The following is a 14,707-nucleotide window of genomic DNA, read 5'->3' as shown; positions in this document are numbered from 1 at the left end:
TTACCATCCATTTTTTTCATCTCTGCTTCATAAATTATATCTTTATTAGCGTCCTCTAAAATTAAAAAAACAATGCGCCGCAGCTGGTTTATACTGATGTTTTTATGGTTACCCTTAATGGCGGCAGCGCAGGCTGGGTTTATAAGCGGTAAAGTAACAGCCGCCGGTACGCATAACCCGGTTGCAAAGGCCAGTGTTTTCCTGAGTAATGCCAGTTATGGCACGGCCACTTTAGATGACGGAACTTTCACACTGAACGGCATAAAACCCGGGCAGTATAACCTGGTGGTAACTACGCTGGGTTATGAAGAATACACCAAACAGGTACTGGTAGGCAGCCAGCCTATTAACCTGGTTATTGAAATGACACCCAAAGTGATGATGATGCGGGCGGTAAATATCACCAGTAATGCCGACTGGAAAAAGAACTACGAGCAGTTTAAAAAAGATTTTATAGGTACTACCGAAAACGCTAAACAGTGCAAGGTGACCAACCCGCATGTGCTCGATCTTACCTACATCCGCAGAAAGCAAACACTGGAAGCATCCTCTGATGAGTTTTTGGTGGTGGAGAACAATGCCCTTGGCTATCGTACTAAATTTTTGCTGAATAGCTTCAGCAGCGATAATTTGACGCATACCATCTCGTACGCGGGCAAGGCGCTTTTCGAGGAACTGCCGGGCAGCGAATCGCAAAAGAAAAAGTGGAAGGCCAAACGCGAGGATGCCTATTATGGGTCGGCACAGCATTTTTACAGGTCACTTTACAAAAATAAACTGGCGGACGAGGGTTTCCTCATTTATAACTACACCCGTATCCTCAACCCAAACCGTTACCAGGAAGGCTTTATCCAGAAGAAAATAAAGCAGTTCGAGATGGTTAACCGCGATTCGGCAAGGTACTGGATAGATCAGCAGAACGTGCCTAAATGGGCCCAGGAGAATTTGATAAAACCGCCGTTGAAATCTATCGATGTGTTACGCGTTACGGGGCAGGAGGGGATCTTTGCTATTACGTTCCCGGCTTACCTGTATGTGGTGTACACCAAAAAGCACGAGGAAGAAAACTTTAGGGATATATACCGCCCGCTGGATATGGAGAATTTTGAAACCAGCGTGGTAAGCCTTTACAGCAAACGCTACGCTATTTTTGATATGAACGGCATTGTGATCGCCGAAAGTCCGCTTTACGAAGGTACCTGGAGCAAATCGAAGCTATCAAACCTGCTGCCGGTTGATTATGAGCCGGGGGATTAGGGTGGTTCATTAGTTCAGTTGTTCATTAGTTCATTGGTGGATTTGTTTATTAGTTAGGAAGGTATCATCAGCGTAATCTCAAAATCATTAAAACGGCAAAGCCTTCTTGAGTACCTTAGAAAAACAAATTATAAACGAAAAATCAGCGGTTCGGAAGCGATAGGGATTGGAAGGGTTTAGCCCGAAGGGCCGGAGCGTAGCGCAGCCCTGCAAAGCCCGGGCCGCAGGCATCGCCATCATTCATTGTCTGAACCCGAGTTTAAAGAACTGAATGAATTTTTAGAATTTAAAACAAAAGGAAGCAGGTTAGTATTCCACAACTCACAACTCACAACTCACCGCTAACCCTGCCATTTTCTCAACGCTTATAACTTAAATAAAATAACATTATAACTGTTAAAGCCTCGCACTGCAATAATACTAATTATACATAAACGCGCTATTCTTCAACAAACAAATAATTACCTTTGCCGCACAATATGAAATTCATTTATCAAACCTGGTGGAAAGTATTGGCCGTTGTGCTGATATTTTATACACTCACAGCCGGTTTTTTGATAGGCGTACCCCGACTGCCTATCCTGCACGAAACAATACGCAACACTTATTTTCACGTACCTATGTGGATAGCCATGTTTACGGTGTTCACCATATCGGTAGTTTACAGCATCAGATACTTACAAAGCGGTAAAGAGGAGCACGACCTCATAGCTGTCGAATGCGTGAATACAGGGCTTTTCTTTTTTGCACTGGGGCTGGTAACCGGCATGCTTTGGGCCAAATACGCCTGGGGCGAATACTGGAGCAACGACCCCAAACAAAACAGCGCCGCAATAGCCTTTTTACTGTACTGCGCCTACCTGGTGCTGCGCAACTCGATAGACGAAGAGCAAAAACGCGGCAAAATATCGGCCATATACAACATTTTTGCATTCCCTATTATGGTGGTGCTCATAATGGTTCTGCCCCGCCTAACCGACTCGTTACACCCCGGCAACGGTGGTAACCCTGCGTTTGGTAAATTGGATATGGACAACCGCATGCGTATAGTGCTTTACCCGGCTTTTATTGCCTGGGCGCTTATTGCGGTTTGGATAGCTACCCTGCGCTACCGTATACGTTTAATAGAATTTAAAAAGAACGCGATAAATTAAGAGATGAAGAAACTGGTATTTTTAGTGGCTATGCTGCTTAGTTTTATTACCGTGAACGCCCAGCCGGGCAGTGATGTACAAATGGCGGACGCGCTTCGCACATCGGGGATGATTTACGTGGTAGTGATCACCATTGTTATAATTTTTACCGGGCTGGCCATTTACTTGTTCAGTATTGACCGCCGACTAAAAAAAATAGAGAAGGAGAATTAAACTAATCCCCCTGAATACTGTTTAAACTTTGATTTTAAATTTCTTTACATTTTAAACAGATACTGTCTTTTAAAAATTTGCATTATTCGCAAAAAAAGAACCAACTTTGCGCAGTTTTTTGAGAGATTAATTTTTTATCCAATTCTAAATTATGAATATTAATAATCCGACTGCAGATCAGGATACTCACTTTTTTGGTGATGTATGTAAAAACTTTGATTTTGCAGCGCAATTTACCCAACACGATGCCGGTTTGTTAGACCAGATAAAATCGTGTAACAGTGTTTACCGTTTCCGTTTCCCTATACGCAGGGGCAATGGTTTCGAAGTTATTGATGCCTGGCGTGTAGAACACTCGCACCACCAAAGCCCAACCAAAGGTGGTATCCGCTACAGCGAAATGGTGAACGAGGATGAAGTAATGGCGCTTGCTGCCCTCATGACCTACAAATGCGCCATAGTGAACGTTCCTTTTGGCGGTGCTAAAGGCGGCATAAAAATAAATCCTAAAAGTTACAGCGTAAGCGAATTGGAGAATATTACCCGTCGCTACACGGTAGAGCTTATCAAAAAGAACTTTATAGGCCCAAGCATTGATGTACCTGCACCTGATTACGGTAGCGGCGAACGCGAAATGAGCTGGATTGCCGACACCTATGCTACCATGAATCCTGGTCAACTGGATGCTATGGGTGCTGTAACAGGTAAGCCTATTGCACTGCATGGTATTGCCGGCAGGAGAGAAGCAACCGGCCGTGGCGTTGCCATTGCTATCCGCGAATGCGTGGGTGTTGCTGAGGATATGCAGAAGATTGGCTTAACCACCGGCTTAAGCGGCAAAAAAATAATTGTACAAGGCTTGGGTAACGTAGGTTACTACTCTGCAAAGTTCCTTTCGGAATTTGGCGCACTAATAGTTGGCCTTTGCGAGTTTGAAGGTGCTATTTACAACGAAGATGGTTTGGATGTGGAAGCTGTATTTCAGCACCGCAAAGCAAGCGGATCTATCTTAGGGTATGCCGGCGCAAAAAAAGAGTTTAAAAACACCATGGACGGCCTGGAGCAGCCTTGCGATATCTTGGTGCCGGCTGCTTTAGAAAACCAGATCACCTCACAAAACGTAGGCAGCATCAAAGCTAAAATTATTGCCGAAGGCGCGAACGGCCCAACTTCGCCGGAAGCAGAAGCCGCGTTTTACAAAAATGGTGGTATGATCATCCCTGATATGTATGCCAACGCTGGCGGTGTTACGGTATCGTACTTTGAGTGGTTGAAAAACCTGAGTCACGTAGCATTCGGCCGCATCAACCGCAGGTTTGAGGAAAACTCTAATCTGAATTTGGTGAACATGGTAGAAGGCATCACCGGCACAGCGTTAACGCCAATGCAGCGTTCAACTATCATCAAAGGCGCGTCTGAATTGGAACTGGTAAATTCCGGTTTGGAAGATACCATGATCCGCTCGTACCACGAGATCCGCGAGATCTACAAGAACAACCCTAAGATAGGAACCCTGCGTAACGCAGCCATGGTAGGCGCTATCAACAAAATAGCGGTATCGTACCAAAACCTTGGTGTTTGGCCGTGATATTTGGTTAGAAGCAAGAGGCAAGAATCAAGAAATAAGATTGATTTGCCGTTTAGATATGGAGAGCGCCGTAAAGGCGCTCTTTTTTTGTGCCGCTGGATTGGAAAATATTCCTACTTTAATCGAATGAAAACATCCCGACGGTGAACCTATCATTGACTAAACCGCAAGCCTTCCAAAAAGAATTTAGGTGGACTTTAAACAGCAGGTTTGGCTGCTGGTCGTGCCTTATAAAAGTTCCAGCGATATTTGTTTTGGGTTACTACACGTTCTTTTATCCCTTAATAGAATATGACCGTACTTTGGTAGCATGGCATATCCCCGTGCTTGCCGGATGCAGCTTTGGTGTATTGGTAGCTGCGTTCTTCGCTAAGAGGGTAAAAGGTTTTTTGGCGATAGTTTTAGTGGTCGCATTTATTTTCAATTCGGTATTATTTTTTCTAAATGATGTATTTTCCGATGGGAAGAAGGTGGACTTTAAAGTCGGCATCCAGGCAAAATATAACCACTATGGCAAATACGGCCCGCAAGCGATGGTTAACTTCCGCGATAAGAAACTATCAGTTAAAGCCGCAAGCGACGAGGCATTAAAGCAAGCAGCGTACGCGGTGATCACTATTGATAAAGGATTGTTTGGTTATCACATCATCAGAGGCCAACGGTTGGTGAAATGATAGTAAAGTATATAAAATGCGCGCATTACAGCAACGTGAAGAGGGCGCTATAAAGACATCCTTTTTTGTATTCATACATTTGATAATATTATATTTAGCCGGATGAAGCGCCTGCGTAAATTAACTGTTCCCCAGTTACAAGCCATTATAAAAAGTAAACAGCCCGATAAACCTAAAATTGAATTGGGGTCGCCGGTGTTGATAGCGTTTTGGGTGTTTTGCGTGCTTTGCTTTTTTTATAGTATTTTTAATATAAGGGATGTTTTGATAAATAACATCATCCCATTGGCGCTCGGTGCTGTGTGCGGGCTTATAGGCATATTGTTTGCCAAAAAGCGAGAGAATTATTTCTTTGCTTTTTTAGGATATGGCTCCCTTGTTGTTGCTATACCAATATTCATTAATAACGCCTTTACAGATACAAGTACCATCGATATCAAACTGAATATAATACAGAAGAATGAACGGCAAGGGAGACATCCGTCTTCTGTGGATGTAAGATATAACGATTTTAACAGGTCGTTTAATGTTGGCAACGATGGTGAAATGAAAAAAGCAAATTACCTGGTTTTAAAAGTAAGCAGAGGCCGGCTGGGATATTTAATTATAAGAGATAGTAAACTGACACGATAAGTTATGCTTACATTAAAACAACGCGAGCAGAAACGTACGCAAAAGAAGCACAAGCAAAGGCAATTTAATTGGCCCGGCAACTTAACTGTTATTGCCGGGGTTTTGTCTGTTTTATCGGCTTTTTACTTGCTGATAGCGTTTCGAAACATCGTGTTAGATGATAAATGGTTTTTGCTGTCTATTGTCGTCTTTTGCCTGCCCATACTACTTTTTTGCAGCAAACGAAATTATTATACCATGTACTATTGGTTTTTGGCTGCGGGTGCTTTTTTCTTCGTTAACAGTGTTTTTGCTGAAGGGAAGACTTTTACCGTTAAAAGGCTTATTGAGTATAAGTATTACCGGCATACGAGAAGCGGGCCGCATGCGGAAATTAATTATAAGCGGGTTGGGCTTAGTGTGAATTGTGATGACGATAAAACCCTGTCCGATTCGCATTTTGCGGTGTTAACTCTTAGTAAGGGATTTTTCAACATCGAGATAGTGAGGGATAGCAAGCTTACCAGGGAATAGTATTATACCTGCTTTTCCCTTACCCACCCTTATTTAACGTTAACGAATGTTAACAGATGCAGCAGGTTGCTTTTGGGCAAATTACTTTTACCTTAAGCAACCAAAATCATGAAAAAGAAACTTTACATCGTATTATTTTTAACCACTATTTTACTCTCCGGGATTATAGCACTCCAGCTTTACTGGACCTTTACTGCCTATAAACTGAACAAAGAAAAATTTGATGGCGACATTAATGTCGCCATGCAGCGCGCACTCGACAGCTGCAAAAAAGATTACTTCGATTCCATTAGGGTGGTAATAGTAAAACGATTATCAGACCCGGGTACCAAAATAAAGCTTGATACTATACGCGACCAGGATACTATACATGTAGGTTTAGAGATCGGCATATCGAACAAGTACGTGGGAATGTCAAAACCTTTTCAAACTACTATCCCTAAATTCAACCATTATCGTCAAAAAATAGCGCACAAAGCAACGGTACCCGAGGTAGTTGCCGAAATGTCGTTTTATGTACCCCAACTAATGGATATGGTGGAGATGTCGTTTAGCTTTGAAGATATCTCGTCTCATTCCGTCCAGTTGCGGGATTTCCTAAAGGCCCATAGTAACGAGCCAAGTGATAGCGTGATGGCTCATAATAACATTATCCAAAGTGGCGTGTATGAACTGCCGCCCAACTATCGCGGTGCAGATAGCGTAAAGCTTCACCGTTATTTTAAAGAGGCTATGCGCCAGCTGCATCCCAAAAATCGTAGGATCGGTGATTTTAGTATGGTGTGGTCTGATATGCCGATACCGGCAAGTGATTTCGACCCTCATCATGTGGAACAACTCCGATATAGTGAAAGCGAACAGTTTACCTACAAATACCACGGATTTTTATTTTTGCAGGACACCCCCAAAAACACCTTATATGTACGGGCTGTGTACGACAGGGCACAGGTAGGCATATTGAGCGAGATGGTGCTGATACTCTGCCTGTCGGGATTCCTTATAGTGTTTACCAAATTTTGTTTGTTCTATATTATCCTTACCATAGTTAAGCAAAAGAAACTAACGGAGCTAAAGGACGATTTTATCAACAACATGACACACGAACTGAAAACCCCTATAGCCACCATCACCGTTGCCATAGAGGGACTGCAGAAGTTTAACGGCTTAAACGACCCGGAGAAAACCCAACGCTACCTCCAAACATCGCGCAACGAACTGAGCCGGTTGGATGGGCTGGTAACCAAGGTGCTTAACGTAGCGGCTTTCGAAAGCAAAAAGGTGGTTTTGGTGAAGGAAAAAATAGCCATTGACGACCTGATGAACGAGCTGATAGAAGCGGAGAAACAAAAAACGACGAAGGAGGTAAGTATTAGCTACATCAACCGCGATGGGATCGGGGAGATAGAGGCGGATAAGGTACATTTACGCAATATTATGCTCAACCTAATAGATAACGCCATCAAGTACGCAACCGAACCCGTGGATATTAAAATAAACCTTACAAAACATAACAAATACGCCGTGTTTTCGATAAAGGATAATGGCATGGGTATACCCGCAAAGCATATTAAATACATTTTTGACAAATTTCACCGTGTACCAGCGGGGAATGTACACAATGTAAAAGGAACGGGCCTTGGGCTTAATTATGTTAAATACATTGCAGAGGCCCATGGCGGCAAAGTATCGGTTGCCAGTAAGGTGAACAAAGGCAGTGAGTTTACAGTATCTATCCCGCTAAAAAATGGATAAAATAAAGGTTTTATTGGCCGAGGACGAGCTGGCGCTGGCCCATATCGTGCGCGAGAGTTTAGAGGAATCGGGCTTTGAGGTGGTGCTTTGCGCCAATGGTGAGCAAGCCATGCAAAAATACCGGGAGCAAAAGCCCGACATTTTAGCCCTGGATGTGATGATGCCAAAAATGGATGGTTTTGAGCTGGCGCGCAAGATTCGCGAGATAGATAAAATAACGCCAATCATTTTCCTGACGGCCAAATCGCAGCCTAAAGACGTGGTAGCTGGTTTTGAGAGTGGTGCAAATGACTACCTCAAGAAGCCTTTTAGTGTAGAAGAGCTGATCGTAAGGATGAAGGTATTACTGAGCCATAACCGGCTGCTTATTCGTAAAACGCCCGAAAGGCCGGCCAATGAACATTACCAGATAAGCAACCTGCGTTTTAACCCTGTAAAAAACACCTTGCAGCAAGGCATTAACACCTGGCCAATAACCGCGCGCGAAAGCGATATTTTAAAACTCCTTTGCAAAAGCGGCCATGAAGTATTGCCCCGCAAAATGCTGCTCGATACCGTTTGGGGTGATGATAGCTTTTTTAACGCCCGCAGCCTGGATGTGTTCATCACCAAACTCCGCCGCCACCTCGCCGCCGACCCTAATATCCAGATCATTAATATAAGAGGGGTGGGGTATAAGCTGGTGTGGTAGTATTAAGTTGAAAAGGTTGGGGAGAAGTTAAAAGGGTGGGAAAAGTTCGAACTTTTTTAACTTCTAAAACGTTTTTAACCTTTCCAACTTCTCCCAACCTTTATAACTATTCCCTATTCGCAATAAACGGCGCTTTCCTCACAAACTCATCGCTGCTCAATTGGGCTATCATCCATTTACCAAGGCTCGATGCGCTGATGAAATCGCCCGGGCAATCCAGCAGGCTGGTTACTACTTCGGGTAGGTCGTCTGTTTGCTGAATCATGGGGAGGCGGACAAGGGTCCAGTCGAGTTGGCTGGCAGCGAGCACCTCGTATTCCACCTGTTTATCAGTGGTGGTTTTTGGATAATTCTGGTACATCCATTCGGTTCCGAATTTTGTTTTAGGGCCTTTGTTATCGAAGGGAGTATCCACGTTTAAACCAGTTGTGCTGATGTACCGGCGAATGTTTAATTCGCCCATTGCTTTTAAGATCTTGGTGGTAACATCGCTAAAAACGGGCGGTTCGCCTGTTGGTTGGCCAACGGTGCTGATGACAGCGTTGCAACTTGCCATCAGGTTTAGCAGGGCGTTGTAATCGCGGGCGTCGCCTTTTATAAGTTCTATAAGCGGGTTGTCAATTTGCAAATTCTCCGGTTTGCGATGAAGGAATTTAACGGGGATATTCTGGGCTGTTAATTGCTTAACAAGATATTTACCGGCCTTACCTGTGCCGCCAATTACGGCAACTTTTATGTTTGATTGCATGGTGTTCTTTATAAAAAAAGGGTATAAGAAATTATGTTTATGCCGTTCGAGGCACAAGAGGTACACTGCCTATCAAATGCAATGCAAATGGGTGGGATATTTTATAAAGAGATTTTAATGAGATAAAGATAAACAGGATTAATGGATTTAACGATTAACACGGTTTTTTTTATTAGTAAAAAGGCGTCATTGCCATGACGTGGTGGCAAAGTTCAGGAACCCGCGATAGGGATAGGAACGGAAACCCCGGAATGGAGTACCCACTTCTATCGGTGGGGATGGAATGAGGAGTTGCAGTGCAGAGCCCGGGCCGCAGGCATCGCCCATAATTTGTCTGAATCAGAATTTTCAGGATTAAAGAATTTTCATAATCTAAAACAACGAACCTCATTTCGCATTCCCCCTTACAACCCTTACAACCCTTACAACCCTTACAACCCTTACAACCCTTACAACCCTTACAACCCTTACAACCCTTACAACCCTTACAACCCTTACAACCCTTACAACCCTTACAACCCTTACAACCTATTAATAACAATTCTAAATAACATATATCCCTTGTAATAAACATTATTAGCTCAGCGTTTTGTATTTTTGTAGTCCGGTTTACGTATTGATCAAAGCATGAAGAAAAGTTCCATTTTTGGCCTCATTGTGATAGCTATTGCTATAGCGGTTATTATTAGTGTTTACTCAAGCACAAGTAGTTACGGTAATTTTAACGATGCTAAGCAAACCACCAGCGAATTAAAAGTTGTTGGTCGCCTTAATAAACAAAAAGAATTGCATTACGATGCCGTAAAGGATGCCAATTACTTCTCGTTCTACATGCGCGATACCGTGGGTAACGAATGTAAGGTGGTGTTCACCGGTACCAAACCCGAAGATTTTGAACGCTCTGAGCAAATTGTGCTTACCGGTAAAATGATAGGCAACGAATTCCATGCCTCCAATATCCTGATGAAATGCCCCTCTAAATACACCCAGGACAAGTTAGAAACGAAAGAATACAAGGCCAAACAGGCCAGCATATAACCAATTTTAATGGATACAGTTTTTAAAGGCGAGCACCTTTTACCGGGGCAGATAGGCCAGTTTTTTCTCGTTCTCGCTTTCGGGGCGGCGCTTCTATCATTCATCAGCTATTATTTTTCTACTACAGATGATGCCGGCAAACCCGGCGGTACCTGGCAAAAACTTGGTCGTATTGGTTTTTATATCAACTCGTTATCTATATTAGGTATCGGTGCCTGTTTATTCTATATTATTTACAATCACTTTTTTGAGTACCATTACGTTTGGGCATATACTTCCAAAACGTTGCCGGTACGCTATATTATCTCCGCCTTTTGGAACGGGCAGGAGGGTGGCTTTTTGCTTTGGATCTTCTGGCAGGCCGTATTAGGCATTGTGCTGATCTGGAAAGCTGGCACCTGGGAGCGACCAGTGATGACGGTTGTCGCCCTGTCGCAGGTAACGCTGGCTACCATGGTTTTGGGCATCAACGTTTTGGGTGTGCATTTAGGCAGCTCGCCGTTTTTGCTGCTTAGGGATTTTATGTCGGCGTCGGAAGCCCCGATATTTAAAAGCCCCGATTACATGTCGTTTATAAAAGACGGGCAAGGTATGGTGCCATCCCTGCAAAACTACTGGATGATCATCCACCCGCCAACCTTGTTTTTGGGTTTTGCGGCTATGGTTGTTCCTTTCGCTTATGCGGTTGCCGGCCTTTGGCAAAAACGCTATAAAGATTGGGTAGCACCGTCTATCCCATACGCGCTGTTTGCTTGTATGATATTGGGAACAGGTGTAGTAATGGGGTCGTTCTGGGCTTACGAATCCTTAAACTTTGGTGGTTTTTGGGCATGGGATCCGGTAGAGAATGCTTCTATTTTTCCGTGGATCACGATGGTTGCGGCAGTGCACGTGCTTATTGTGTATAAAAATACCGGTCACTCTTACTTTACCGCAACATTTTTAATGCTCATCAGCTTTGTGCTGGTTTGGTACTCGTCTTTCCTGAACCGTAGCGGTATTTTGGGCGATACTTCTGTACACTCCTTTACCGACCTCGGTATGTTCTGGCAGCTGGTTACCGGGATACTGATCTTCTTTGTAATGTCGGTTTGGCTGCTGATAAGCCGTTGGAAAGAACTGCCGATCACCAAAAAAGATGAAGAGACTTACTCCCGCGAGTTCTGGATGTTTGTAGGTGCCGTATTCCTGGGCTTATCCTGCTTCCATTTGTTGGTCGTAACATCGGTGCCGGTGTGGAACGCCATGTTCGGTTTTAACATTGCGCCACCTGCCGAGAAGGCCAGGATGATCCACTATAATGTTATCCAGTCGTCGTTTGTGTTTGTGATAACTATACTGACTGCCTTTACGCAATTCCTGAAGTATAAAAAGACCGATGTAACTAAGTTTTTTATTACTACAGCTGTTTACCTGGTGTTTTCAATATTGATAACCGCGCTGGTGGTTTACGCTACAGGCCTTTACAAACTAAACTTTGTTTTTGTGCTGGTGATGTGCGGCTCTATCTATTCGGTTATTGCCAACGGTAAGGTTTTGGCCGATGCTTTTAAAGGTAAGTTTAAACTGGCTGGTTCGGCGGTTGCGCATATTGGTTTTGGTTTACTGATGGTGGGCGCGCTGATATCCGCGGGGACAAGTACAGTAATATCAATCAACAATACAGGTGAGAGCTATTCCGCCGAGTTTGCTAAGGACGAGAACCCCCGCGAAAATATTTTGGTGTACCGCAACGAGCCACAAAAAATGGGCGACTACACCGTTACCTATTTAGGCGACTCGCTCAACCTGCCCGATCACTTTTATAAAGTGAATTACCGCAGGGTTGATGCCACAGGCAAAGTAGCCGAAGATTTTACCCTGTACCCTAAAGTACAGGTAAATAAAGGTTCGCTTGCTTCATCGCCGGATACCAGGCACTACCTGTTCCACGATCTGTACACTCACATCACCATGACCAACTCGGCCAGTACCAGCGAGGAAAAGGGTGTGGCGGGTGAGGAAGAAGCCCCTAAAGACGATACTAAAGATTACGACCCCGCCGTACCACATGAGGTAGCCGTAGGCGATACTATCCGTTTCCGCGAAGGTTATATGGTGTTAAAACAACTCAACAACGGTGTTAAACTGCAAAACATCGCGGCAAGCGAAGTACTGGTATCTGTTGGTGCCGAACTGGAAATTGTAACGCACGGTAAAACCTATCATACCGCACCGGTTTACATGCTGAAGAAAAACGGCGGCGTATTTGATTTTCCGACCAAGGTGGAAGAGGCCGGCTTAAAACTGCAGTTCAGCAAAATTATCCCGGATAAAAAGAAGGTGGAAATATCTGTTTATCAGCAGCCCGAGAGTGCTAAAAAGTACATTGTAATGCGCGCAATTAAATTCCCATATATCAATTTCTTTTGGGCGGGTACCATTATTATGGTTATCGGTTTCTTCCTTTCGATATTAAGGCGGAATAAGGAAGTTAAGGCGGTATAAGTAAATCAAATCGTATATTTAGCCATGCGCAGTACACTTCGTTCCACCGCTTACATTTTATTTGCAGCCCTGGCATTTGCGGCCTGCACCCAACAGCCGGAAAAACCTGCTGTAGATAAAAAGGCACAATCAGAAACCCTGATACAGGAACACTTTAGATACCTGAACGACCATGACCTAAAAAGCATCGTTGGCCAGTATGCGCTGAAAGCCAACATTACATCAAGCGATTGGAAAGGCATGGCAACCGGCCCCGAAGGTGCCGATCAGATCTTTCACCTTGAGTTTTACGTATCGCCGGATGCGAAGTATTTGGTTGATAAAGTAATCAATACCGACTCCACTGTGATTGTAGAATACGATGTGATCGGCTTAAAAGATAAAACCAATGGCGGTGTACGGTACGATGTACGCAAATGCAGCATCTTCCGCATCGACGATAAAAATAAAATAAGCGGCGAGGCCACTTATGCCAATGCAATGGCTTACCATAACGGCAACTAAACAATAAAGCCTCTTCATTTGAAGAGGCTTTATTGTTTTAGAGGTTTTCGCCGGCCGGTCCCTGCCCTTTATTGGAGGCGTTTTGCGGCTGCGGGTTCTCCAGTTCTTCGTTATCATTATCAGGCGTAACGGTAGGTATTTCCATTTGCTTTTCGGTATCGTCTGTTTCCGGTTTTACCATATCGTTATCTGCATTGGCAATATTGCCTTTAGTATCATGGTTTTTGCCCTGATTGTTGGCGCGGTCGAATTTTTCAATTGTAGTTTCCATATCTGTATAATTTAAGGTTGATGTAGTTACCTGCAGTATGTCCGGGTACGGGTAACTTATTATAGATAGAAAAAATCGTACCAGTTTCAAAAAGTCAAAATTAACCTATGCTCGCACTTTCAACTTTCAACTTTTTACATTAAACTTTTGACTTAAGCTTTTCCTTATCTTTGTATCCATGCAAAACCGCCATGCATACTCGCAAATGATCAAAACCGAGGCCAAAAACCTGGGCTTTTTATTTTGTGGTATAGCCAGGGCGGAGTTCTTAGAGGAGGAGGCACCCCGGCTGGAAACATGGCTTAATAAAGGCATGCACGGCGAAATGCGCTACATGGAAAACTACTTTGATAAACGCCTCGATCCCCGTTTACTGGTAAATGGTGCCAAGTCTGTTATTTCCCTTGGGCTCAATTACTATTCTAACGAGTTACAGCTCGATCCCTCCGCTCCAAAGCTCTCAAAGTATGCTTATGGAGCTGATTATCACTTGGTTATTAAAGATAAGCTAAAGCAGCTTTTACAGGTTATTAACGAAAAGATAGGGGAGGTTGGCGGCCGTGCCTTTGTAGATTCGGCGCCGGTATTGGACAAAGCCTGGGCAAAAAAGGCCGGGCTTGGTTGGATAGGTAAAAACTCAAACCTGCTGAGTAAGCAGGTCGGGTCTTTCTTTTTTTTAGCAGAGCTGATCGTGGATATCGAACTGGAGTACGACGTAGAGCCCACTGCAGACCATTGCGGCACCTGTACCAAATGTATCGACGCCTGCCCTACAGATGCCATTGTAGGCCCTTATGTGGTGGATGGCAGCCGGTGTATCTCTTACCTCACCATTGAGCTGAAGAACGAGATTCCGCAGGAATTTAAGGGCAAAATGGATAACTGGATGTTTGGTTGCGATATCTGTCAGGATGTATGCCCCTGGAATCGCTTCTCCGTACTTCACAACGAACCATCTTTTACACCGCACCCCGAACTCCAGGGATTAAAAAAGAAAGATTGGGAAGACATCACCCAGGATGTGTTTCAAAAAGTGTTTAAAAACTCCGCCGTAAAGCGCACAAAGTTTGAAGGCCTGAAAAGAAATATCAATTTCCTGCGCCCCATTTAGTGTTGAAACCACCGTATTAGCCATAATATCAATAGAAAAGAGATGCAAGAGCCGGGAAGTCAGGATACACGGA

The 14,707-nt window shown here is 44.0% G+C and carries 15 protein-coding genes; 13 read left to right on the top strand and 2 right to left on the bottom strand.

Annotated elements, in window-relative coordinates; translation table 11 throughout:
* Nucleotides 1-72: 72 nt before the first annotated feature.
* The 9 genes from ABIX36_RS20710 (at nucleotide 73) to ABIX36_RS20670 (ending at nucleotide 8,475) form a co-directional block, all read left to right on the top strand.
* Nucleotides 73-1,257, top strand: a complete 1,185-nt coding sequence (locus tag ABIX36_RS20710; RefSeq protein ID WP_348084078.1) for a carboxypeptidase-like regulatory domain-containing protein — start codon at nucleotides 73-75, stop codon at nucleotides 1,255-1,257.
* 488 nt (nucleotides 1,258-1,745) lie between these two features.
* Nucleotides 1,746-2,411, top strand: coding sequence for a cytochrome c biogenesis protein CcsA (ccsA, locus tag ABIX36_RS20705; protein ID WP_128533810.1), 666 nt, complete (start codon nucleotides 1,746-1,748; stop codon nucleotides 2,409-2,411).
* A 3-nt stretch (nucleotides 2,412-2,414) separates the two neighbouring features.
* Entirely contained in the window at nucleotides 2,415-2,624 is a 210-nt protein-coding gene (locus ABIX36_RS20700) for a CcmD family protein (RefSeq protein WP_348084077.1), read from the top strand.
* 151 nt (nucleotides 2,625-2,775) lie between these two features.
* Nucleotides 2,776-4,212 carry a Glu/Leu/Phe/Val dehydrogenase gene (locus ABIX36_RS20695; protein ID WP_348084076.1) on the top strand — a complete coding sequence of 479 codons (1,437 nt, stop codon included), beginning with the start codon at nucleotides 2,776-2,778 and terminating at the stop codon, nucleotides 4,210-4,212.
* 143 nt (nucleotides 4,213-4,355) lie between these two features.
* Nucleotides 4,356-4,886 (top strand): hypothetical protein, encoded by a 531-nt coding sequence (locus tag ABIX36_RS20690; protein ID WP_348084075.1) that lies wholly within the window; start codon nucleotides 4,356-4,358, stop codon nucleotides 4,884-4,886.
* A gap of 102 nt (nucleotides 4,887-4,988) precedes the next feature.
* Nucleotides 4,989-5,519: a hypothetical protein gene (locus ABIX36_RS20685; RefSeq protein ID WP_348084074.1), complete on the top strand. Its 531-nt coding sequence runs from the start codon at nucleotides 4,989-4,991 to the stop codon at nucleotides 5,517-5,519.
* A 3-nt stretch (nucleotides 5,520-5,522) separates the two neighbouring features.
* Nucleotides 5,523-6,032, top strand: coding sequence for a hypothetical protein (locus ABIX36_RS20680; protein WP_348084073.1), 510 nt, complete (start codon nucleotides 5,523-5,525; stop codon nucleotides 6,030-6,032).
* 108 nt (nucleotides 6,033-6,140) lie between these two features.
* Nucleotides 6,141-7,784, top strand: a complete 1,644-nt coding sequence (locus ABIX36_RS20675) for a HAMP domain-containing sensor histidine kinase (protein ID WP_348084072.1) — start codon at nucleotides 6,141-6,143, stop codon at nucleotides 7,782-7,784.
* The gene (locus ABIX36_RS20670; protein ID WP_348084071.1) at nucleotides 7,777-8,475 is read left to right on the top strand and encodes a response regulator transcription factor; all 699 of its coding nucleotides are present in this window, start codon (nucleotides 7,777-7,779) and stop codon (nucleotides 8,473-8,475) included. Before ABIX36_RS20675 ends, ABIX36_RS20670 begins: the two co-directional genes overlap by 8 nt.
* Nucleotides 8,476-8,581: 106 nt before the next feature.
* On the opposite strand, the gene ABIX36_RS20665 is transcribed toward ABIX36_RS20670, so the two are convergent.
* On the bottom strand, nucleotides 8,582-9,223 hold the full coding sequence (locus ABIX36_RS20665; protein ID WP_348084070.1) for an NAD(P)H-binding protein: 642 nt from the start codon (nucleotides 9,221-9,223) through the stop codon (nucleotides 8,582-8,584).
* A gap of 627 nt (nucleotides 9,224-9,850) precedes the next feature.
* Between ABIX36_RS20665 and ABIX36_RS20660 the strand changes: the two genes are divergently transcribed.
* The 3 genes from ABIX36_RS20660 to ABIX36_RS20650 are packed head-to-tail and all read left to right on the top strand — an operon-like array spanning nucleotide 9,851 to nucleotide 13,252.
* Nucleotides 9,851-10,261 carry a cytochrome c maturation protein CcmE gene (locus tag ABIX36_RS20660; RefSeq protein ID WP_348084069.1) on the top strand — a complete coding sequence of 137 codons (411 nt, stop codon included), beginning with the start codon at nucleotides 9,851-9,853 and terminating at the stop codon, nucleotides 10,259-10,261.
* A 9-nt stretch (nucleotides 10,262-10,270) separates the two neighbouring features.
* Complete coding sequence (gene ccsA, locus ABIX36_RS20655) at nucleotides 10,271-12,748, top strand: cytochrome c biogenesis protein CcsA (protein ID WP_348084068.1); 2,478 nt, start codon at nucleotides 10,271-10,273, stop codon at nucleotides 12,746-12,748.
* Nucleotides 12,749-12,772: 24 nt separating this feature from the next.
* The gene (locus tag ABIX36_RS20650; RefSeq protein WP_348084067.1) at nucleotides 12,773-13,252 is read left to right on the top strand and encodes a nuclear transport factor 2 family protein; all 480 of its coding nucleotides are present in this window, start codon (nucleotides 12,773-12,775) and stop codon (nucleotides 13,250-13,252) included.
* A gap of 37 nt (nucleotides 13,253-13,289) precedes the next feature.
* Here the strand turns inward: ABIX36_RS20650 and ABIX36_RS20645 are convergent, their stop codons facing one another.
* Nucleotides 13,290-13,523: a hypothetical protein gene (locus tag ABIX36_RS20645; RefSeq protein WP_348084066.1), complete on the bottom strand. Its 234-nt coding sequence runs from the start codon at nucleotides 13,521-13,523 to the stop codon at nucleotides 13,290-13,292.
* A 178-nt stretch (nucleotides 13,524-13,701) separates the two neighbouring features.
* Here ABIX36_RS20645 and queG point away from each other — a divergent pair, with 178 nt between their 5' ends.
* Complete coding sequence (gene queG, locus ABIX36_RS20640) at nucleotides 13,702-14,634, top strand: tRNA epoxyqueuosine(34) reductase QueG (protein WP_348084065.1); 933 nt, start codon at nucleotides 13,702-13,704, stop codon at nucleotides 14,632-14,634.
* Nucleotides 14,635-14,707: the final 73 nt, after the last annotated feature.

The organism is Mucilaginibacter sp. (genome assembly GCF_039925265.1).
Taxonomy (GTDB): domain Bacteria; phylum Bacteroidota; class Bacteroidia; order Sphingobacteriales; family Sphingobacteriaceae; genus Mucilaginibacter.
Note: the sequence above shows the minus strand (reverse complement) of the source record. Positions and strands in the feature narration are given on the sequence as shown.